The organism is Staphylococcus sp. 17KM0847 (genome assembly GCF_013463155.1).
Taxonomy (GTDB): Bacteria; Bacillota; Bacilli; order Staphylococcales; family Staphylococcaceae; genus Staphylococcus.
In genome coordinates this window covers 984,626-1,005,740 of the sequence record NZ_CP040781.1, presented here as the reverse complement: position 1 = coordinate 1,005,740, position 21,115 = coordinate 984,626, and the positions used below count along the sequence as shown (strand labels likewise).

The following is a 21,115-nucleotide window of genomic DNA, read 5'->3' as shown; positions in this document are numbered from 1 at the left end:
TTAAAAGTTTGTCTTCTAAAACTTTTAGAAAACAAACTTTTAAAATTATATATCTGTACAACTTTATACTGCTTGTACTTTAACGACATTTTTCACAAATACCATATACTTCTAATTTGTGCATTTCTATTTCTACTTCAGGCAATGATTTTTTTATTTCAGTCATTGGACAGTAATCAATCACTTTGGTTATACCACAAGATGTACAAATAAAATGATGATGATGATGCGTTGTACACGCAATTCTAAACTTCATTTCACCCTCTAATTCTGTACCTTCTATAATACCTAATGTTTTAAATAAATGTAAATTACGATAAATAGTATCAAATGAAATACCGGGATATGTATCGTTCATCTGTTGTTGTATAGATTTAGCATTGATGTATTTATCTTCATTCACAAATATATCAATCATATCCTTACGTTTATCTGTATATTTATGACCTTGCTCTTTTAAAATTTGAATCGCTTCACTAGTTTGCATCTTTTTTCACTCCTTTGCCTCTTACTTTAATGAGTGACTGATATAGCATTGTAGCACATAATAATAAAACAAGAATAACAACGATAATACCACCTGGAGAAATATTTAAATAAAACGCTGTGATCAAGCCTGCGATTACAGCGAATTCACCAATGATAATGCTGATCGCTATAAATTGTTTAAATCCCTTTGTCCATCTCATCGCAATTGCAACAGGTAATGTAATCAATGCGCTGACTAACAATACACCGATCACTCTCATAGATGCTGAGATGACAAGTGCCACAATAATAATAAATAAAAATTGAATCCATTTAGGTATACCAATGACTTGGCTGTATTCTGTATCAAATGACAAAATAAAAAGTTCTTTATAGAAAAGTAAAATAAACAATAATACAAGTATTGAGATAACAATAATCGTAATGAGGTCACTCAATGATACAGCACTAATTGAGCCGAACAATAAACCAACTAACTCTTGATTAAAACCATCTGCAAGTGAGATAAAAATCGCACTCAAACCAATACCTGTACTCATAATAATAGGAATTGCAATTTCTTGATAGTTTTTATATGATGTACGCAACTTTTCAATTAATAATGCACCAATTATTGCAAATAATATCCCCGTCCAAATTGGGTTGATATTTACAAATAAAGGAATAGCCGAAATTAAAAACATACCAAACGATATACCACCTAATGTAACATGACTAATCGCATCAGCAATTAGTGATAATCGCCTCACTACAATAAATGTTCCAATCAATGGTGCAATTAAACCGATTAAAATCCCACTGATTAGAGAATATCTAATAAATTCAAAATTCACAAGTGCATCAATCATAAGCAACAATCCCTGTCATGTTTATGGTCAACAAACTTAATCGGATGACCATATATTTTTGATATTTCTACTTCATCTAAAGATTTAAAAGCTTGAGCAGTTCCATGAAAATGAAGGTGTTTATTTAGGCACGCAACCTCAGTTGCTGTATCTGCAACGACACCAATATCATGTGTTACAAGAATAATTGTGACACCCTCTTGTTTCAAATGCTCTAAAGTTTCATAAAATTCACCGACATGCTTGGCATCAATACCATTTGTTGGCTCATCTAATACCAATACTGCTGGGTTACTCACAAGAGCACGTGCGATTAGAACACGTTGCTGTTGCCCTCCTGATAATTCAGCAATATTTTTATCTTTTAAGTGACTAATGTTCAAACGTTTCAATACTTGCTTTACCTTTTCTCTATCTTGGTGATTAAACCATTTGAACAATCTTTTTTGGCGTGTTAAGCCACTTAAAACCACTTCTTGAACAGTTGCAGGAAAACCCGCTGTTACAGAAGAAGCTTTTTGTGAAACATAGCTGATTTTGTCTGCCGCTAAACTTTTATGATATGCAGTACCCTCAACAAAAATCTCACCTTTTTGTATGGGTAATAAACCTAAAATAAGTTTTAATAATGTCGACTTACCTGCGCCATTTGGACCTACAATTGCTAAAAATTCACCTTTATTAATACGAATATTAATGTTTTCTAATACTTTTTTATGGTCAAAATAAAAATCAATATCCTTCAACTCAAAAACTGGCTGCATAATCATTTCACCTCAATAAACTACTATAACTGCATCATTTTAAAATGTAAATAGTAATGTTTACGAACTTCGAAAACAACTTTAAACGTATTTCAAAGTTAGGAGATTCATTCGCTTTTTCTTATATTACAAACAACTAAAAAAGCTGACAAAATTAATATGTCAACTTTTTTAAATTTAATCATACATTCATTCTGTAAATTTTGTGCAGTATACTCGAATCACGATACACTTACCATAAGAATCCCCATCATACTCTAAAATAATGGCATGTAGACTTACTATATTTCTGTTTTAGGCACTATAACAACATTGGATGGTTTGACTGTTTTTCATCCATTTATGCAATAGGCTTTCCCTCTAAAATATTATTTTTCAAGTCAGGATTAAAAGTCCCTTTACGAAATGCATCAATTTCATACGCATAAGGTGCTTTTTTATTTTTTTTATCTTCACCGACATAAGGTGTCTCTAAAATCTTAGGAATGTCCTTAAATTGTTCATGATGAACTACATAATTAAGTGCATCAAAACCGATATGACCAAAGCCAATATTTTCATGGCGGTCTTTATGTGCCCCGACTGGGTTTTTGCTATCATTAACGTGTACGACTTTAATGCGTTCTACGCCAATAATTTTATCAAATTCGTTAAGTACTCCATCAAAGTCATTGACAATGTCATAACCTGCATCGTGGATATGACATGTATCTAAACAGACTGAAAGCCTTTCGTTATGGTGAACACCTTCAATGATTTGTGCAATCTCTTCGAATGTTCGCCCGATTTCTGAACCTTTTCCAGCCATAGTCTCTAATGCAATACGTACATCATTTTGATTTGTTAATACTTCATTTAAACCTTCAATAATGCGTTGAATACCCATTTCAGCACCTGCACCGACATGCGCACCTGGATGCAAGACAATATCTTTTGCACCGATTTGTTCTGTACGTTCAATTTCATTTTGCAAAAAATCCACACCTAATTGGAAAACTTCAGGCTTTTTTGTATTGGCAATATTAATAATATACGGTGCATGTACTACAATATTGGACAATCCATAGGTTTCCATCGCTTGATGTCCTGCATCAATGTTCAATTCATCAATAGGTTTACGGCGTGTATTTTGTGGTGCTCCTGTATAAATCATAAATGTTGACGCATTATAGCCATGCGCTTCTTCAGCTGACCCCTGCAACATTTTTTTGCCACTCATTGAAACATGTGACCCTATTAGCATATCTCTAACCTACCCTTTACTATTATTTTTGCGGTTTTGGCGATTTTTACGACGACTGAACTGACGTTTTTCTTGTCGCTTTAAGTTTTCTAATTCTTGATTAAATTTCTTTTTATATCCCGGTTTAACTTTATTTTTGTTTTTGCGTTTAACTTTATGTTTAACTTGCTGTGTGATGTGGTCATCTTGCTTTTTACGTTGTTGTCGCGTATTGTGTGCTTTTATAGGTTTGAGCTCACCATCTTTAATATCCACAGTCTCAAATTGATACCCTTTTTCTTCTATTTGATGAATTAAAGGTTCTTCATCAGGTGTATAAAGCGTAATTGCTACACCTTTATAATTGCCACGTCCTGTTCGACCTACACGATGTGTAAAGAAATCAATATCTTTAGGAACGTCAAAATTAATCACATGACTTACCCCTTCTATATCAATGCCACGAGAAGCTAAGTCACTCGCAATGACATATTGATAATCTAAATTGCGAATACGCTTCATCTGCTGTTTACGTTCACGAGGAGATAACCCCCCATGAATCATTCCTACACGAATACCTTCTTGCGTAAGCTGTTCTGCTAAATCATTTGCACTTTCACGACTATTACAAAAAATAATGCCTAAATATGGATTAAGTATATGTATCAGAGAAAGTGTTTTTTCAACTTTTGCTGCACCACGTGTTGGAATTAAATAAAATTCGATACTACGTTTATTTTTAGATTCTGATTTGACTTCAATAAATGCTGGGTTTTCTAAATATTTATTTAAAAATGAATGTAAAGATTTAGGAATTGTTGCACTAAATACTGCCATTTTTGCAGTATCATCAAGTTTAGCTGCTATTTGATCAACTTCTTCTATTAAACCTAGGTCAATCATTAAATCAGCTTCATCAATAACTAAATAACTTGCTAGATGTACATGTAGTGCACCTACTTTTGCTAAATCATTAATTCTTGTTGGTGTACCGATAATGAGTTGAGGCTGATATGTTGTTTTCTGTCTATCTTTTTCAAAATCTGTCCCACCAATAAATAAACTAACTTTGACACCATTTTTATGCTCAGCAAGTTGTAAAGCTGCATGATATAATTGTGTTGCCAGTTCGCGTGTCGGAGCAACAATAATTGCTTGAGGTTCTGATAAATTTGTATCAATCTGTTGAAAAAGTGGTAATAAAAATGCGTGAGATTTACCTGTTCCTGTCTGAGATTGACCAATTAAACTTGTACGCTTCATAATTTTTGGGATAACCCGTTGCTGTATATCAGTAGGTTGATTAAATTTTAATGCTTTAATCGCTTCTATAATATCTGAGTCAAATTGAAATTGCTCAAATGGATGATTTGCCATGACTTGGCCTCCTTAAAGATTCATCTTTTTATTATAAATGAAATCTGACATAAAGAAAATATACAAGTATAAGATTGTACATTTGGCAGTATTAGATTTGTTTTATTCCATCTGTGTGTACATTATGATTGGTATTCAATCTACAACTTTAAATCTCATATATTTGATATAAAGTCTTTAAGTTTTATGCGCCGTTCCTTTTCATTTAAAACCATACTAGAAATTGCTATAATAAATGATTGAAGGAGGTTCGTGAATTTATGGAAATTATTAAAATCACACCACGTGGCTATTGTTATGGTGTTGTAGATGCAATGGTTATTGCCCGCAATGCTTCACTAGATCCTAACTTACCACGTCCAATATATATTTTAGGAATGATCGTACACAATAAACATGTCACAGATGCATTTGAAACAGATGGTATTATTACGTTAGATGGACCAAACAGACTTGAAATCTTAGATCAAATTGAGACGGGAACTGTTATTTTTACGGCGCATGGTGTGTCCCCAGAAGTTAAAAAGCGCGCAAAAGATAAAGGCCTAACTTGTATCGATGCAACATGTCCAGATGTTGAAAATACTCACGAACTGATTAGGGAAAAAAAGGCACAAGGATACCATGTTGTTTATATTGGCAAAAAAGGACATCCTGAACCTGAAGGCGCTGTTGGTGTAGCTCCAGATATTGTGCATCTTGTGGAAACAAAAAAAGATGTGGATGCTCTACCAGATGATTTGCACGACTATCCATTGATTGTAACGAACCAAACAACGATGTCACAATGGGATGTTTCACATTTGATGGAAGATTTACAAGTTAAATACCCACATATTGAGCAACACAAGGAAATTTGCCAAGCTACTCAAGTCAGACAAGAAGCTGTTGCAAACCAAGCAGGTGAAGCAGACTTACTTATCGTAGTAGGTGATCCTAAAAGTAACAATTCTAATCGACTTGCACAAGTATCTAAGGATATCGCTCATACAAATTCATACCGTATTGCAGATATTTCTCAATTGGACTTGGCATGGTTAGAAGGTGTTGAGACAGTAGCTGTTACTGCTGGTGCATCCACACCTACTCCAATTGTTAAGGAAGTGATTAATTTCTTTAATAATTATGATCCTCTCGATCCATCGACACATAACACTCAATCCAATGTGCCAGTGGAAAAAATCTTACCTAAAATCAAAAAAGCTAAACCTGTTCAAGTTATGGAATAAACACACATGAAACCCCGACATTTGGTCGGGGTTTCAGTGTTTGATCACATATAATGATAAGGGTCTGTATGCGTTATTGAAGGCTGAATGGTACCTTTAAATGCTTCATTTACCCACGCTTTTAATAATTGGGCTAAACCTTCTTTCATGACGTATTCACTATAATGATTAATATCTAATAAGTTCATCCCTGCTGTTTTAGCATCTAATGCATCATGATGTTTAATATCACCCGTTAAGAAAATGTCAGCCCCTTGTTGTTGTGCTTGCATTTCGTAACCCACACCTGAGCCACCAACAATAGCAACTGTTTGAATCCGTGCATGATTATCACCGATAAATCGTACACTTGGCATCTTTAATGTTGTTTTTACGTGCTGTACAAAATCATCAATTGATTGTTTGTGTTCAAGTTCACCTATCACACCCAAACCTTGATTGATTTCAGTTTGTAGCGGTATCAAGTCAAAAACAGGTGTTTCATAAGGATGATGTGTTCGAATGAGTTGTTGTGCTAAATGATACTGTGCCTGAGTAATCATAAATTCAATCTTAACCTCTTCTACTGTTTCGATCGTACCTATTTTTCCGATATGAGGATGCGCTTGTCCTACTGGTCGAAATTGCCCAAGCCCCTTTGTATTAAAGAAAGCATACTCATAATCACCTTCTTTCGCTAAGCCATGTTGACTTAACTGTTCCTTAAAAGCTGTTGCATTTTTTTGCGGAATGTACACTTGAACTTTATAATACGTCTCTGTTTGTGGAGATAAGATGCGAACATTTTTCAAACCTAGACGTTCTGCTAACATCATATTAACACCACGGGGATGTACATCTAAATTTGTGTGTAGCGCAATTAAATTGATGTTATTTTGAATAAGCTGGTAAATAATGCGACCATAGCCATCATTTGCAGTAATCGTACGCATGCCTTTAAAAATTAATGGATGATGGGCTACAATCGTATTACAGTTCGCAGCAACGGCCTCTTCTACGACTTCCAAAGTACAATCTAATGCCGTCATAATTCCGGTCACTTTTGATGTATGGTCTCCAACAAGTAAGCCTACATTATCCCATGATTCTGCACTGTTAAATGGGACTTCACGATTTAAGATCGTTAATAATGTTTTTAATTGCATGGTTCAAGCACCTCTTTGATTTCTTTTTCCTGTCTTGCAATCTCATCAAAACGGACTTGATGTTTAATAGGATCAAGATTTCTTTTAATATCTTCCAATGCTTCAAGTTCACGCGTCCACTTTTCATAAAATAAGTCAGAAGGTGTAACGTGTAAAAAGGGTCCAAATTTAAAATCTTTTGCCGATAAAGACATGACGCCGGGATCTGCAACAATAATTTCATAAATATGTGCACGCTCTTTAATTAAAGTTTCTGTTATAATTTGATAGCCATTAGACTGTAAAAAATGACGAATCGGTTCAGATTGAATGTTAGATTGCAATACTAGTCTCGGTCGATTGGGGATATGGGCCATGCCTTCTGTTAAAATACGTGCGATTAGCGGTCCCCCCATACCACAAATTGTTACGGTGTCTACAATATCTTTGTCGGGGTTTAAAATCGTTAAGCCATCGCCTAAACGAATCTCTACTTTGTGTTGATAGCCATGTCGTTCGACACTTTTAACAGCAGAATTATAAGGTCCGACGATCACTTCTCCAGCAATAGCTTGTTGAATCATCCCACACTCTAAACAATACATAGGTAAAAAAGCATGGTCAGAGCCAATATCTGCTAATACTTGACCTTGAATATATTCACTCACTTTTTGTAAACGTTGGTTAATCGGTATCATTTTTTGCTCCTTCGCTCTACAAAATTATATTTTAAAAAAGCAGGACGGAAATCTAATTTGCAAAAGATTCCTGAGTCCCGCTATCATTTTAATCCATTATATTAATCCATAAAGTCTTTAAGTCGTTTACTTCTACTTGGATGTCTTAATTTACGAAGGGCTTTTGCTTCGATTTGGCGAATACGCTCTCTCGTTACACCAAAAACTTTACCTACTTCTTCAAGTGTACGTGTTCTGCCATCATCTAAGCCAAAACGTAAGCGTAATACATTCTCTTCTCTATCTGTTAATGTATCTAAAACATCTTCTAATTGTTCCTTGAGTAATTCGTACGCTGCATGATCAGATGGGCTTTGCGCTTCTTGATCTTCAATAAAATCACCGAGATGACTATCATCTTCTTCTCCAATTGGTGTTTCTAACGATACAGGCTCTTGTGCAATTTTTAGGATTTCACGCACTTTTTCAGGTGGCAAATCCATTTCTTCTCCAATTTCTTCTGGAAGTGGATCACGGCCTAAGTCTTGAAGTAATTGACGTTGAACACGAATCAATTTATTAATCGTTTCAACCATGTGTACAGGAATACGAATTGTACGCGCTTGGTCGGCAATAGCACGTGTAATCGCTTGACGAATCCACCACGTTGCATAAGTTGAAAATTTAAAGCCTTTGCTAAAATCAAACTTTTCTACTGCTTTAATTAATCCCATATTACCTTCTTGAATGAGATCAAGAAATAGCATACCACGTCCAACATAGCGTTTAGCAATGCTGACAACCAATCGGAGGTTCGCTTCAGCGAGTCTCGCTTTTGCTACTTCATCACCCTGTTCAATTCGTTTTGCTAGTTCAATCTCTTCTTGTGCACTTAATAAATTAACACGACCGATTTCTTTCAAATACATACGCACAGGATCATTGATTTTAACACCCGGTGGTGCACTCAAGTCATTAGGATTTAGCTTTTCATCTGTATCACTACTATCTTTCTCATTAATCAGTTGGATGTCATTATCATTAATCATATCAAAAAATTCATCCATTTGATCGGAATCCATTTCAAAGTTTTGTAATTTGTCAGCTACCTCTTCATGGCTCAGATGACCTTCTTTTTTCCCTTTTTCAATCAGTTGTTTCTTCACATCTTCAATTGTGAGTGTCGGATCAATTGTTTCTTTTTTAATTACTTTTACTTGGTTATCAGACATAAAAAGGCCTCCCAAATTAATCTTTACTTCTTAATATATCTCTTTTTCTACGCACAATCTGTTCTAAATAATATTTTTGCGCATCACTATCTCCTATACGAATCGCTTCATATAGATGCGCTTGTAACGTTTCAATAGACTCTGTAAAACGATGTGCTGTCATAACGGCAATATAATCACTTATTTCATTTTCATACGGTTCTCGGTTAAGTGGATAATCAACAAGATGTATCATCACTTCTCTTAGACTATCATGATTGATATAGCCTAATATGTCACGCACCACAAACGTTTCATGTTCTGAATAAAAGTCCTTTAAGATACTAAATATACGTTTAAAATGTTCATTTGTAAAGTCGGTTTCTTCAATATCTTGATAAAAACGTAAAAATATATCTTTATCATTGAAAAAATGCTTTAAAATCGCACGTTCTGCTTTTTCGTTTTTAGATAACCGAACTTCTTGCGTCTGCTGACGAACAGTAGAGATAGACTGTTGTTGTGATTGAGGACTTATCCTTTCTACTTCATGTAATAGACTATCTGGATGCACTTTAAACAATTGCGCTGCATCTTGTATGATTTTTTGTCTTAATACACGCGATTGTACTTTTATCACATCATCAACAAACATTTTATAATATTTTTCATATGCTAAATCATTGTTTTGAATTTCTTGTTGATGCTGCTTTATTTTATAGAGCACGAAAGCTTTTTTTTCATGAGCTACAAACTCTAAAAATTGTGCATTTCCATACTTTTCAATGTATTCATCTGGATCCATATTTGAAGGCATTTGAATAACAAAAACGTCAAAATATTGATCTAACAAGGACTGTCCCGTTTTTAAGGTCGCTTCATTCCCTGCGAAGTCACCATCAAACATTAATGTAATATGACTACATAGCTTTTTTAACATGGTCATATGATCAGATGATATTTGGGTCCCCATACTCGCAACAACGTTATTTAAACCTGCCTGATCTGCTTTGATAACATCCATAAAGCCTTCTAATAAAATAATCTCATCTTTTTGTCGTATACTTTTACGTGCTTTATCTAAGTTATATAGTAGCTTACGTTTCTGAAATATCGGTGATTCAGGGCTATTTAAATATTTAGGTGATTGTTCTGGTAGATAAGCTCGACCCGAATAACCTACAATACGTCCTTGGGTATTAGCTAATGGGAAAATGATACGATCACGAAAACGATCATAATAGCTAAAATTCTCTTCGTTTCTTGACAATAAACCTGACTGATATCCCAATTCGAGAGAATAACCTTTTTTCTCCATATAATCCGTTGCAAAACTTGCTGCATCTGGTGCATAGCCAATTTTACGTTGGTCAATCATCTCATCCGTAAACCCTCTATCATAAAGATAATGAAGAGCTTTCTCTCCTTCTACTGTTTTCTTCAATAGATAATGATAGTAATCTAACAATTCTTCATGCATTTGAATCATCATTAAATCATCAGAAGCGATATGCATATGTGCTTCTGACTCATCTGTTTCAACTTTAATATTTAAACGCTCGCCTAACTTTTTAACAGCTTTAGCGAAAGGAATATCTTCAATTTCTTGAATAAATTGAAAGACATTTCCTCCTTTTTTGCAGCCAAAACAGTGACAAATTTGTTTATCTTCTGAAACAGTGAAAGAAGGTGTTTTTTCATCATGAAAAGGACACAAACCAATGTAATTGCGTCCTCTTTTTTCTAATTTTACATATTCACTTACAACGTCTAAAATATCTGTATTTTGTTTAATTTCATCAATTGTCGTTTGCGGAATTCTCACACACATCACCTATATATTCGACATCTCTTTTACACGATATAACATTATTTCAACACATTAAAAATAGCTCTTCAATTATAACGATATTTAATTAAAAAAGGAATCTTTATGCTCAATAATTTGAATAATATTGTTCGCTGTTTCTTCAATTGCTTTTTCTGAAACATCTAGTACAGGACAACCAATTTTATGGACAACTTGGTTAAAATAGTCTAGCTCTTCTTGAATACGTTTATCATTCGCATAACGTGCTGAATCTGATAAACCTAATTGCTTTAATCGCTCTTTACGTATGGCATTTAACTTTTCTGGACTGATTTTTAATGCGACACATTTTTTAGGGTCAATTTTAAAAAGCATTTCTGGTGGCGCTACTTCAGGTACAATGGGAACATTCATCACTTTATATCTTTTATGTGCCAAATATTGAGAAATTGGCGTTTTTGATGTGCGCGATACACCTATTAATACAATGTCTGCTTTAGGTAAACCTTTAGGATCTTTCCCATCATCATATTTAACTGCAAACTCCATTGCTTCAATTTTTTTAAAGTAATCAGCGTCTAATTTATGCACAACACCCGGTTCATTTAATGGGGCTTGCTGATATACTTGCTCCATTGTTGTCATAATAGGTCCCATAATATCAACAGATTGTATGTTATGCATTTCAACAAGTGCTTTCATATATTCACGAATTTCAGGTTTAACCAAAGTATAGATAATCATACTATCACTTTCTTTAGCTACTGCAATCACTTCTTCGATATTTTCTTTTGTTTCAATGTAAGGATAGCGTAAAATATCTGATGTCATTTCACATGACTGAAACTGTGATATACAAGCTTTGGCAACAAGTTCAGCGGTTTCTCCGACCGAATCTGATGCGATAATTATTTTTATCTTTGTCATTATTCATTGCCTCCTATTGGTCGAATAGCGATACAAATAATTTAGTAATTGTTGTTTTAGATACACGTCCTGTCACTTCATAATGACCACTTTCTTTTGTTTTAACAATTGGGATGGAATCTATTTCTTTGCTAATCATCTGTTTTGCAGCATAAAGAATAGAATCCGCTTCATTCAATAAAACGATATTCGGCATGCGCGTCATAATAATATTGACAGGCATATTGTGAATATCTTGACCTGCCATTGATGCACGTAATAAATCTTTACGTGACACTACGCCTACCAAGTCATTTTCAGCATTAACGATAAACAGTGTTCCAACATCTTCAATAAAGATAGAGCAAATCGCTTCGTAAACAGTCACATCACTTTTTAACACAACTGGATGTGATTGATAATCTTTTACGATATGGTTTTTTAATTGTTCAGTTAAAACTTGAGAACTGGACTTACCTGAATAAAAATATCCCACACGTGGTCTGGCCTCTAAGTAACCTGCCATCGTTAAAATAGCAAGATCTGGTCTTAAAGTAGCACGGGTTAGGCTTAATTGTTCAGCTATTTTTTCTCCAGTAATGGGTCCTGAGGATTTGACAATTTCTATAATTTTTTCTTGTCGCTGATTGAGTTCTATAACCGTCTCTGACTATTTAAAACCTCATATAACATAGGTTATGCTCATTAAATAGCAGAATTGCCTCCTTATCTTAATATTAGCACTATATTTATTCGTTAAAACAAATGAAATCATACGTCATTTATTTAAATTATACCTCTGTATACCTATATCCTAAAATTCATACAATAATCATTATAGCTTGTTATTTATTGATAGACAATTATGTTTTTACTTGCCTTTCAGAAAGTGATGACATAGAATAATATTTAAAGCGAGTTAAGGATGGTGAAAGCTTAACAAACGACTACTGGCACACAATTGAACTTATATTAAAGCGAGTGGCTACACTAAATTGGGTGGAACCGCGGATTATCATTATAATTCGTCCCAAGGCAAAGAGTAAATTTCTTTGACTTGGGGCTTTTTTATTTTGAAGGAGTGACAACATATGGAAAAAAATATGGATACAATTGTACAATTAGCAAAACACAGAGGTTTCGTTTTTCCGGGGAGTGAAATTTATGGTGGACTTGCCAACACATGGGATTATGGCCCATTAGGTGTAGAATTAAAAAATAATATTAAAAAAGCATGGTGGAAAAAGTTTATAACTCAATCACCTTATAACGTAGGACTTGATGCTGCTATTTTAATGAACCCTAAAACTTGGGAGGCTTCAGGACATTTAGGCAACTTCAATGATCCTATGATTGATAACAAAGATAGTAAGATTCGTTATCGTGCTGATAAAATTATCGAAGACTACATGCATCACGTTAAAGGTGATGAAAACTTTATTGCTGATGGTTTAAGTTTCGATGAGATGAAACGTATTATCGATGAAGAAGGTATTACTTGCCCAGTTAGTGGAACAGCGAACTGGACAGATATCCGTCAGTTTAACTTGATGTTCAAGACATTCCAAGGTGTTACTGAAGATTCAACAAATGAAATCTTTATGCGTCCAGAAACAGCACAAGGTATTTTCGTCAACTATAAGAATGTTCAACGCTCAATGAGAAAGAAATTACCATTTGGTATTGGACAAGTCGGAAAGTCATTCCGAAATGAGATTACACCAGGTAACTTTATTTTCCGTACAAGAGAGTTTGAACAAATGGAGTTAGAATTCTTCTGTAAGCCGGGAACTGAAATCGAATGGCAGTCTTATTGGAAAGATTATGCAGCAAAATGGTTGAAAGACTTAGGTTTAAAAGATGAAAATCTTCGTTTGCGTGACCATGATGAAGATGAATTATCCCACTATTCAAATGCAACGACAGATATTGAGTTTCGCTTTCCATTCGGCTGGGGTGAGTTATGGGGTATCGCAAGCCGCACAGACTATGACTTGAAAAAGCATAGTGAACATTCAGGTGAAGACTTTAAATATCATGATCCAGAAACGAATGAAAAATATATCCCATATTGTATCGAACCCTCACTTGGCGCAGACCGTGTGACACTTGCATTTTTATGTGATGCATATGCTGAAGAAGGTGTCGAAGGTAGTAAAGATGCACGTACAGTTTTACACTTCCACCCTGCTATTGCACCTTATAAAGCAGCCATCTTACCATTAAGTAAAAAATTATCAGCAGATGCGATTAAAGTGTATGAACAACTCAGTGAAAACTTTGTTGTTGATTTTGATGAGTCACAATCTATTGGTAAACGTTATCGTCGTCAAGATGAAATTGGAACACCATACTGTATTACATTTGATTTTGATTCACTTGAAGACCAACAAGTCACAGTACGTGATCGTGATACAATGGAACAAGTGCGCATGCCAATTCATGAATTAAATGCATTTTTGGCAGAAAAAGTTAAATTTTAATCTCTTTATAGGAAAAGGTGTAAGTGGATAGATAGTTTATCCACTTACACCTTTATTTATTTTTACTGCTATTGAAGGCAGTATCAAATCTCAGAAGTTGATTAATCATACGTTGACTTTTAAAGTACATTCCTGCATATTCCTTATAAGCCATTAATATAAATTGTGACATTTCTGCTACAATAGCATCATGAATAGATATTGCATTGAGCTTATTTAATGGCAATGTTTTAAGTATAGACATTAAGTAAATCGTTTTATTAGATAAGGGTAATAAATGTGTATCGAGATGCATCGCTTTTTCAGAGAGTACACCGTCCAATTTAAAACTATACCCTATAAATTCAGCAGGTTGTTCAGTATGTGTCGCTGCACATCTCGTTAAATTAATATCAAAACCATAATATGTCATACATTTTAACATCACGATATTGGCAATAAGTTGTGACGATGTCCCTTCTTGAATTCTTGACAATGCAAACATTAATAAATCATACAATTTAGGTTCTACACGATCATGTTCGAATGCACCATCAATCGTTTCTAAACAAAGACTCGCATAACTATTCGTTAAAATATCCATTCTTAAATCATAATAACGCTCAATAACATCAACAGATGTCAAAGTTCCCATACCACGCCATTGGTTATAAATAAATAATCCATACACAAACAACTGTGTCGTCGCTTGCAGACCTGATTTTGTTTTTTTAGCTCGACGAACCATAAGTGGTACTTTGGCACCATGCTCATTTAAAATGGTTATAATTTTATCAGACTCTCCATAATCTACTGTTTTAATAACGATTCCTTTTTGTTTAGTGAGCATTGCTTCACCTTCTTGCTAAACTACTCATCTTCTACATATCCCATTTGTTTAATAAAATGAGATTTATTGCGCCAATCTTTTTGTACTTTCACCCATAAATCTAAATACACTTTAGAACCTAATAGATGCTCAATATCACGACGCGCACGCTTCCCTATTTCTTTGAGCTTTTTGCCGCCTTTCCCAATAACAATACCTTTTTGAGAATCACGTTCAACATAAATAACAGCTTCTACACGTACACGCGCTTCATCTTCTCGAATCATGCGTTCTACATTAACACCGATGGAATGTGGTATTTCTTCTGACGTTGTTTGTAATATTTTTTCACGTATCAACTCACTCACAACAAATTGCTCTGGATGATCTGAGATTTGTCCGTCTGGATAATATTGAGGTCCTTCAGGTAAATATGACTTTAAAACATTTAAAAAGTGATCAACATTATGACCCTCTAATGCAGAAAGTGGTACCACTTCAGCAAATGACATATATGACTGATACTGCTCAATTTTTGGCATTAACTCATCTGGATGTACAAGGTCAATCTTATTTAATACAAGAAAGACAGGTGTTTTTATGGTTTTTAACATATCCATAATATACTGATCTCCGCGACCGATATCTTCATTTGCATTAACCATAAACATCACTGCATCAATCTCAGATAATGTATTTTTGGCAACTTTCATCATGTAGTCACCTAACTTATGTTTAGGCTTATGAATCCCCGGTGTATCTAAAAAAACAATCTGTGCATCTTGTTGTGTCATCACGCCTTGAATTTTATTGCGTGTTGTTTGTGCCTTATCAGACATTATCGCTATTTTATGACCGATCACACGATTTACAAAAGTAGACTTTCCTACGTTAGGTCGTCCAATAATCGTAACAAATCCTGATTTATATTCATTCATTAATATTTAAATCCTTTCCTGAAAATCCAAGTGGTAATAATTCGGCAACAGTCCTCTTTTTCATTGCACCTGTATTGTTTGTCATATAAACAGGCATATCATCGTCACATAACTCTTTAAGGACCTGACGACATGTTCCGCACGGTGATGAAATCACATCACTGTCAACTGTAATAGTAATAGAGGCAAAATCACCGGGACGATAACCTTGTGACATCGCCGCAACGAGTGCCGAACGCTCTGCACAAATCGTTGCAGGATATGCCGCATTTTCAATGTTAGCCCCGTGGAATGCTTTGCCGTCCTTTGTTAATAAATAGGCACCTACTTTAAAATGACTATATGGTGCATATGCATTTTGCTGTGCTTTTCTTACTTCTTCAAAATGTCGATCAGTGAATGTCATATCAATCACCTCTTATAAAATTTTAGGTATAAATACAATACTACCAATAATTAAAGCTAAAAGTGCAGCAAGTAAAACACTAAATGCTGCAATATCTTTTGCATACTTGGCATAAGTGTGATACGAAGTTGTTGAAAGGTCCACTGCATATTCTATGGCAGTATTAATAGCTTCAGCTAACCACACTAAAAATACAGCAATTGAAATAAAAAGCCACTCCAACATAGAAATTTTCAAAGTGAAACCGAGTATAAACACTATCAAACCAGCAGTCAGATGCAAAAGAAAATTAATATCTTTACATAATAATATACGACCACCACTCAAAGCATGTTTAAATCGTCTAATCATCGATCTCTCGTTAAACCGAATGCTGATAAAATCTCATCTTGACGCCCAAACATCACACGCTCATCTTCTTCAGTCATATGGTCGTAACCCAGCAAGTGTAAGAAACCATGCAATGCTAAAAACCCCAGTTCACGTTCAAATGAATGATTATATTGCTCTGCTTGCGCTTTGGCAACATCTGTACAAATAATAATGTCCCCAAGTACACGAGGCACTTCCACACCTTCAAAGTCCTCAAATATGTCTTCATCTTCTTCAAATGCAAAAGAAATCACGTCTGTTATTTTATCCTTATCACGATAATCACGATTAATGCTTTGTATCTCGTCTTTATCTACAAAAGTAACAGATAGTTCAGCATCTTCTGTGATAGCCTCCTGCTCTTTTGCAAAAGTTAATAGCTGTTCGATTTGGTGGCGCCAAGTCGGTTCAACTTGCTCCGTATGATCACTAAAATCAATAGTAAACATTATTTCATTCCTCCTCGTATCTTGTAATAATACGGCCTACCAGTGGATGTCTGACAACATCTGCTTGATCAAGATGTTGTATACTTAAACCTTTTATACCTTTTAAGCGCGATTCAGCTTCTACTAATCCACTTTTCACGCCTTTCGGTAAATCTATTTGTGTCTTATCACCGGTTACAACCATTTTAGAACCAAAACCAAGTCGTGTTAAAAACATTTTCATCTGAGCTTGTGTTGTATTTTGTGCTTCGTCTAGTATGACGAATGCATCATCTAATGTTCGTCCTCGCATGTAAGCTAATGGGGCAATTTCGATCACACCACGTTCAATAAAGCGTGTTGTTTGTTCGGCACCTAATACTGTGTGCAAACCATCATATAATGGGCGCAAATAAGGATCTACTTTTTCCTTTAAATCACCAGGTAAAAATCCTAGAGATTCGCCAGCCTCTACTGCGGGTCTTGTGAGTACAATACGCTTAACTTGCCCTGCACGCAAAGCCTTAGCCGCATAAACAACTGCCAAAAACGTCTTCCCCGTTCCAGCTGGTCCAATGCCAAAAACTAAATCATGTTGTTTCATCGCATGAATATACATACGTTGCCCCATCGTTTTAGGACGAATCACTTTGCCATATGCATCTTTCGTGATTTCTTCATCATATAAATCAACAAGATGGTCTATGGTGCCATTTTTAGCCATTTTAATTGCAGCTTGTACATCTTTCACCCTAATATTTTCACCTTTTTCGATGACTTTTAGTAAATGGTGTAAAAGTGACTCAACAATTGTAACGTCCGCGATTTTTTGTCCTTTTACGGCTACTTCTTGTCCACGAGCATGGATGATTACATCAAAGGCAGCTTCGATCAATTCGATATGTTCATCATTATTACCTAACAACGCTTGTGCTTGATGTATATCATCTATTTGAATAATTCCAGGCATACAGTTACTCCTTTATCTTATGATTAACTTCAATCTATCAGAAATAAATTGTTCTATGCAATAATTATTTACGCATTGTTCATGCTTATTATAGCATGATTTAGGTATTATAGGCTTGAGATAAAAATCTCTTGTATCAAAATAATTATTTAAGGATATGATATGAAACATCTTAAATCATCCCGATACTAAAAAAGTGAGATGGAAACCTTAATCATCGAAAAAGGTTTCACAATCTCACTTTTAAATGTGTCATTCATTACGCATCATATTATCGTAATTGCTTCGGCTTATTTAGAATTTCTGACCAAATCATACCATTGACCACTTCATTGTCAGAAAAGGCAAGACTATGCTGTTTTTTATTCCCTGCATTTGTTGCGTTAGTCAGTGCTTTTAGCTTAATTTCTTTTGTTCGCTGCGATAAATATTCATCTTGAATAATCGCTTTTGCACGACGTTCAATACGCGCAAGCTGTTTTTGGCGCTCTCGATGCATTTCGTCATCCAATTCATTCATGCGTGTTGTTACCATGTCTTGCAATGCTTGTCGTGCGCTCTCTTCATCATGACGTCTATTTACATTTGCAGGCGATTCATATTCTGACGGTGGCGGTTCTAATGGACCTTTAGCATCATCAAAAGTTTGTGGTGTTTGATCTTTCTGAGGTGTTCTTGTTTGTGTTGGTGCTTTAGATTCTTTAGGTGTGTCGTCGTTCATAGCTTGTTTTATCTCTTGTTCAATCTCTTGAATGGACTCCTGTACTTGATCAAAAAAGCCCTTTGCTGGTTTTTGTTGTTGTTTTGGACGAGGTGGTTGCTGTTTTTGACGTTTTTCATGCTGTTTATCCCCAATTGCACTAAACAATGAAATCGCAATTGTAATGAGGAAAATAATGAAACCCATACTCATATAATCACCTCATTTATTATTGGTCAGATGGTGTGTCGTTTTGTTGCTGAGAGTGTTTATTAATTGCTTCTCTCATACCTGTATCTGCTTCAATATTTTTCAAGTTGTAGTAATCCTTAACGCCAATGTTACCTGATCGAAGTGCTTCAGCCATAGCTAGTGGTACTTCAGCTTCAGCTTCAACAACTTTGGCATGCATTTCTTGCACACGTGCTTTCATTTCTTGTTCTTGTGCAACAGCCATTGCACGACGTTCTTCGGCTTTAGCTTGTGCAATGTTCTTGTCTGCAATCGCTTGTTCTGTTTGTAAATCTGCACCGATATTTTTACTAATATCAACATCTGCAATATCGATTGATAAAATTTCAAAAGCTGTACCTGAATCTAAACCTTTACTTAGTACAGTTTTTGAAATATTGTCTGGATTTTCAAGAACTTGTGAATGGTGCTCACTTGAACCAATTGTCGAAACGATACCTTCACCAACACGTGCAATAATTGTATCTTCTCCTGCACCACCAACAAGACGTGAAATATTAGCTCTAACTGTAATACGTGCCTTGGCTTTTACTTCAATCCCATTCATAGCAACACCAGCAATAAATGGTGTTTCAATAACTTTAGGGTTAACTGACATTTGAACAGCCTCTAAAACGTCACGTCCTGCTAAATCAATGGCAGCTCCGCGTTCAAAAGGTAAATTAATATCAGCACGTTGTGCCGCAATATTCGCATCAACTACTCGATCTACATTACCTCCAGCTAAATAGTGCGATTCTAACTGATTTGTTGTCAATTGAAGACCTGCTTTATGTGCTTTAATCAATGGTCCAATGACTTTTCTAGGTGATACACGACGTAAGCGCATACCCACCAATGTACCAATACTTACCTTAACTCCAGCAGCTAGCGCAGAAATCCATAGTCCTACTGGTACAAATGAAAACAAAATCATTAATGCTACGATAACTAACACAGCAATAACTATTAACGAAATAAAACCTGTTGTAAACATAATTTCTCTCCTTTTAATTAATGTTTTTGTCTAACAACGACACGTGTACCTTCTACTTCAATAATCTCTACTTGTGATTGTTGAAGGATGAAACCACCTTCTGATACAGCGTCAATGCGTTCACCATCTAATACAATAATGCCAGATGGTCGTAAATCTGTTAAAGTTGTAGCAACCTTACCAACGAGATGGGAACGATCATTGTGAGAAGTATAGCCCGACTCTTTGTTAGTCGAATCTTTTAAAACAACATTATCAAATAAAGAAATTGTTTTTTTGAAAATCTTCACTAAAATCACCCACTCAATAATTGTTAATATTAGTGCAATACACACATTTAGTAACATCATAGATAAATTATCACCCATGGTTACCAAACTAAAAATGATAAGACCCATACCAATCAAACCAAGAACTGCCCCCACTATAAACAGCTCGATGATCACTAGAATAACGCCTATCATAAAAATAATAAATGTCATTGTAGATAGACTACCCTGAATGACAAACCCTAAAAAAATAAGCAGCAGCGCTAATAATGATAAAATACCTGAAAAGTTTAAGCGCTTTGAATAAAGTTGATAGACAAATCCTAGAAAAACAATACAAGTTAGAATTAATGTGCTCACTGGAGATGTTACCCACGCTCCAAACTTTTCTAACCCTTCTTGGAATGAAATAAAGGTATAGAGGAATAACATATGTACACCCATTAGAACTTTAAGACACCTCACTCTCTCTTTGTAGTATACATGAAAATAGTCATTGCGCAAAAGGCTTTAATGAATGTAGCTCAGTATACCTTATACTAGCGCTCATTCTATTTAGAGATTTGCTTCCATTATTAAGCAAAAAACCTCAGATACTTGAGCAATGTCAAATATCTGAGGTTTCTTATATATCATTAATTTGAACGTTGAGGGAGTTCAACACATTAATGAATTATCTGAATTTACGTTTACGAGCAGCTTCAGATTTTTTCTTACGTTTTACACTTGGCTTTTCATAGAATTCGCGTTTACGAACTTCTTGAATTGTACCGCTTTTTGAAACTGAGCGTTTAAAACGACGCAATGCATCTTCTAATGATTCGTTTTTACGGACTACTGTTTTAGACATCTGTAT

At 35.0% G+C, this 21,115-nt stretch carries 23 protein-coding genes; 2 read left to right on the top strand and 21 right to left on the bottom strand.

The genetic code is table 11. From position 1 onward, the window contains the following. Positions 1–79 precede the first annotated feature (79 nt). The 5 genes from FGL66_RS04765 to FGL66_RS04745 all read right to left on the bottom strand — a co-directional run bounded on the left by FGL66_RS04765 (position 80) and on the right by FGL66_RS04745 (position 4,700). On the bottom strand, positions 80–487 hold the full coding sequence (locus FGL66_RS04765) for a Fur family transcriptional regulator (RefSeq protein ID WP_180808687.1): 408 nt from the start codon (positions 485–487) through the stop codon (positions 80–82). Further along, positions 477–1,337 carry a metal ABC transporter permease gene (locus FGL66_RS04760; protein WP_180808686.1) on the bottom strand — a complete coding sequence of 287 codons (861 nt, stop codon included), beginning with the start codon at positions 1,335–1,337 and terminating at the stop codon, positions 477–479. The genes FGL66_RS04765 and FGL66_RS04760 overlap by 11 nt, the downstream gene beginning before the upstream one ends. Continuing rightward, a complete protein-coding gene (locus FGL66_RS04755) occupies positions 1,334–2,107 on the bottom strand; it encodes a metal ABC transporter ATP-binding protein (RefSeq protein ID WP_180808685.1) in 774 nt (257 codons plus the stop codon). Before FGL66_RS04755 ends, FGL66_RS04760 begins: the two co-directional genes overlap by 4 nt. A 334-nt stretch (positions 2,108–2,441) precedes the next feature. Beyond that, positions 2,442–3,344, bottom strand: coding sequence for a deoxyribonuclease IV (locus FGL66_RS04750; RefSeq protein WP_180808684.1), 903 nt, complete (start codon positions 3,342–3,344; stop codon positions 2,442–2,444). Positions 3,345–3,353: 9 nt separating this feature from the next. Beyond that, positions 3,354–4,700, bottom strand: a complete 1,347-nt coding sequence (locus FGL66_RS04745) for a DEAD/DEAH box helicase (protein WP_180808683.1) — start codon at positions 4,698–4,700, stop codon at positions 3,354–3,356. A 260-nt stretch (positions 4,701–4,960) separates the two neighbouring features. Between FGL66_RS04745 and FGL66_RS04740 the strand changes: the two genes are divergently transcribed. Beyond that, positions 4,961–5,929, top strand: a complete 969-nt coding sequence (locus FGL66_RS04740; protein ID WP_180808682.1) for a 4-hydroxy-3-methylbut-2-enyl diphosphate reductase — start codon at positions 4,961–4,963, stop codon at positions 5,927–5,929. 44 nt (positions 5,930–5,973) lie between these two features. Here FGL66_RS04740 and FGL66_RS04735 read toward each other — a convergent pair whose 3' ends face one another. The 6 genes from FGL66_RS04735 to ccpN form a co-directional block, all read right to left on the bottom strand. Continuing rightward, complete coding sequence (locus tag FGL66_RS04735; RefSeq protein WP_180808681.1) at positions 5,974–7,074, bottom strand: Nif3-like dinuclear metal center hexameric protein; 1,101 nt, start codon at positions 7,072–7,074, stop codon at positions 5,974–5,976. Then, complete coding sequence (locus FGL66_RS04730) at positions 7,065–7,751, bottom strand: tRNA (adenine(22)-N(1))-methyltransferase (protein WP_180808680.1); 687 nt, start codon at positions 7,749–7,751, stop codon at positions 7,065–7,067. Before FGL66_RS04730 ends, FGL66_RS04735 begins: the two co-directional genes overlap by 10 nt. 101 nt (positions 7,752–7,852) lie before the next feature. Continuing rightward, the gene (gene rpoD / locus FGL66_RS04725; RefSeq protein ID WP_180808679.1) at positions 7,853–8,962 is read right to left on the bottom strand and encodes an RNA polymerase sigma factor RpoD; all 1,110 of its coding nucleotides are present in this window, start codon (positions 8,960–8,962) and stop codon (positions 7,853–7,855) included. Between the two features lie 16 nt (positions 8,963–8,978). Further along, entirely contained in the window at positions 8,979–10,766 is a 1,788-nt protein-coding gene (gene dnaG / locus FGL66_RS04720) for a DNA primase (protein ID WP_180808678.1), read from the bottom strand. Between the two features lie 87 nt (positions 10,767–10,853). Continuing rightward, positions 10,854–11,678 carry a pyruvate, water dikinase regulatory protein gene (locus FGL66_RS04715; protein ID WP_180808677.1) on the bottom strand — a complete coding sequence of 275 codons (825 nt, stop codon included), beginning with the start codon at positions 11,676–11,678 and terminating at the stop codon, positions 10,854–10,856. A 13-nt stretch (positions 11,679–11,691) separates the two neighbouring features. After that, positions 11,692–12,315 (bottom strand): transcriptional regulator CcpN, encoded by a 624-nt coding sequence (gene ccpN, locus FGL66_RS04710; RefSeq protein ID WP_180810477.1) that lies wholly within the window; start codon positions 12,313–12,315, stop codon positions 11,692–11,694. 433 nt (positions 12,316–12,748) lie between these two features. Between ccpN and FGL66_RS04705 the strand changes: the two genes are divergently transcribed. Then, positions 12,749–14,140 carry a glycine--tRNA ligase gene (locus FGL66_RS04705; RefSeq protein WP_180810434.1) on the top strand — a complete coding sequence of 464 codons (1,392 nt, stop codon included), beginning with the start codon at positions 12,749–12,751 and terminating at the stop codon, positions 14,138–14,140. A 52-nt stretch (positions 14,141–14,192) separates the two neighbouring features. Here FGL66_RS04705 and recO read toward each other — a convergent pair whose 3' ends face one another. The 10 genes from recO to rpsU form a co-directional block, all read right to left on the bottom strand. Beyond that, positions 14,193–14,969, bottom strand: coding sequence for a DNA repair protein RecO (gene recO / locus FGL66_RS04700; RefSeq protein WP_180810433.1), 777 nt, complete (start codon positions 14,967–14,969; stop codon positions 14,193–14,195). Between the two features lie 20 nt (positions 14,970–14,989). Further along, positions 14,990–15,886, bottom strand: coding sequence for a GTPase Era (era, locus tag FGL66_RS04695; protein ID WP_180810432.1), 897 nt, complete (start codon positions 15,884–15,886; stop codon positions 14,990–14,992). After that, on the bottom strand, positions 15,879–16,292 hold the full coding sequence (gene cdd, locus FGL66_RS04690) for a cytidine deaminase (RefSeq protein ID WP_180810431.1): 414 nt from the start codon (positions 16,290–16,292) through the stop codon (positions 15,879–15,881). The genes era and cdd overlap by 8 nt, the downstream gene beginning before the upstream one ends. A gap of 12 nt (positions 16,293–16,304) precedes the next feature. Continuing rightward, the gene (locus FGL66_RS04685) at positions 16,305–16,640 is read right to left on the bottom strand and encodes a diacylglycerol kinase family protein (RefSeq protein WP_180810476.1); all 336 of its coding nucleotides are present in this window, start codon (positions 16,638–16,640) and stop codon (positions 16,305–16,307) included. Beyond that, positions 16,640–17,113, bottom strand: coding sequence for an rRNA maturation RNase YbeY (ybeY, locus tag FGL66_RS04680; protein WP_180810430.1), 474 nt, complete (start codon positions 17,111–17,113; stop codon positions 16,640–16,642). Before ybeY ends, FGL66_RS04685 begins: the two co-directional genes overlap by 1 nt. Before the next feature lie 4 nt (positions 17,114–17,117). After that, positions 17,118–18,062 carry a PhoH family protein gene (locus FGL66_RS04675; RefSeq protein WP_180810429.1) on the bottom strand — a complete coding sequence of 315 codons (945 nt, stop codon included), beginning with the start codon at positions 18,060–18,062 and terminating at the stop codon, positions 17,118–17,120. A 271-nt stretch (positions 18,063–18,333) separates the two neighbouring features. Then, positions 18,334–18,975: a hypothetical protein gene (locus FGL66_RS04670; RefSeq protein ID WP_180810428.1), complete on the bottom strand. Its 642-nt coding sequence runs from the start codon at positions 18,973–18,975 to the stop codon at positions 18,334–18,336. A 16-nt stretch (positions 18,976–18,991) separates the two neighbouring features. Beyond that, positions 18,992–19,990, bottom strand: coding sequence for a flotillin-like protein FloA (gene floA, locus FGL66_RS04665; RefSeq protein ID WP_180810427.1), 999 nt, complete (start codon positions 19,988–19,990; stop codon positions 18,992–18,994). Positions 19,991–20,007: 17 nt separating this feature from the next. Further along, positions 20,008–20,703: an NfeD family protein gene (locus FGL66_RS04660; RefSeq protein WP_180810426.1), complete on the bottom strand. Its 696-nt coding sequence runs from the start codon at positions 20,701–20,703 to the stop codon at positions 20,008–20,010. 229 nt (positions 20,704–20,932) lie between these two features. Then, the gene (rpsU, locus tag FGL66_RS04655; protein ID WP_002471046.1) at positions 20,933–21,109 is read right to left on the bottom strand and encodes a 30S ribosomal protein S21; all 177 of its coding nucleotides are present in this window, start codon (positions 21,107–21,109) and stop codon (positions 20,933–20,935) included. Positions 21,110–21,115: the final 6 nt, after the last annotated feature.

Coding starts and splice junctions, on each gene's coding strand:
- FGL66_RS04765 (WP_180808687.1), bottom strand. CDS start 487: ATGCAAACTAGTGAAGCGATTCAAATTTTAAAAGAGCAAGGTCATAAA.
- FGL66_RS04760 (WP_180808686.1), bottom strand. CDS start 1,337: ATGATTGATGCACTTGTGAATTTTGAATTTATTAGATATTCTCTAATC.
- FGL66_RS04755 (WP_180808685.1), bottom strand. CDS start 2,107: ATGATTATGCAGCCAGTTTTTGAGTTGAAGGATATTGATTTTTATTTT.
- FGL66_RS04750 (WP_180808684.1), bottom strand. CDS start 3,344: ATGCTAATAGGGTCACATGTTTCAATGAGTGGCAAAAAAATGTTGCAG.
- FGL66_RS04745 (WP_180808683.1), bottom strand. CDS start 4,700: ATGGCAAATCATCCATTTGAGCAATTTCAATTTGACTCAGATATTATA.
- FGL66_RS04740 (WP_180808682.1), top strand. CDS start 4,961: ATGGAAATTATTAAAATCACACCACGTGGCTATTGTTATGGTGTTGTA.
- FGL66_RS04735 (WP_180808681.1), bottom strand. CDS start 7,074: ATGCAATTAAAAACATTATTAACGATCTTAAATCGTGAAGTCCCATTT.
- FGL66_RS04730 (WP_180808680.1), bottom strand. CDS start 7,751: ATGATACCGATTAACCAACGTTTACAAAAAGTGAGTGAATATATTCAA.
- rpoD (WP_180808679.1), bottom strand. CDS start 8,962: ATGTCTGATAACCAAGTAAAAGTAATTAAAAAAGAAACAATTGATCCG.
- FGL66_RS04715 (WP_180808677.1), bottom strand. CDS start 11,678: ATGACAAAGATAAAAATAATTATCGCATCAGATTCGGTCGGAGAAACC.
- FGL66_RS04705 (WP_180810434.1), top strand. CDS start 12,749: ATGGAAAAAAATATGGATACAATTGTACAATTAGCAAAACACAGAGGT.
- recO (WP_180810433.1), bottom strand. CDS start 14,969: ATGCTCACTAAACAAAAAGGAATCGTTATTAAAACAGTAGATTATGGA.
- era (WP_180810432.1), bottom strand. CDS start 15,886: ATGAATGAATATAAATCAGGATTTGTTACGATTATTGGACGACCTAAC.
- cdd (WP_180810431.1), bottom strand. CDS start 16,292: ATGACATTCACTGATCGACATTTTGAAGAAGTAAGAAAAGCACAGCAA.
- ybeY (WP_180810430.1), bottom strand. CDS start 17,113: ATGTTTACTATTGATTTTAGTGATCATACGGAGCAAGTTGAACCGACT.
- FGL66_RS04675 (WP_180810429.1), bottom strand. CDS start 18,062: ATGCCTGGAATTATTCAAATAGATGATATACATCAAGCACAAGCGTTG.
- FGL66_RS04670 (WP_180810428.1), bottom strand. CDS start 18,975: ATGAGTATGGGTTTCATTATTTTCCTCATTACAATTGCGATTTCATTG.
- floA (WP_180810427.1), bottom strand. CDS start 19,990: ATGTTTACAACAGGTTTTATTTCGTTAATAGTTATTGCTGTGTTAGTT.
- FGL66_RS04660 (WP_180810426.1), bottom strand. CDS start 20,703: ATGGGTGTACATATGTTATTCCTCTATACCTTTATTTCATTCCAAGAA.
- rpsU (WP_002471046.1), bottom strand. CDS start 21,109: ATGTCTAAAACAGTAGTCCGTAAAAACGAATCATTAGAAGATGCATTG.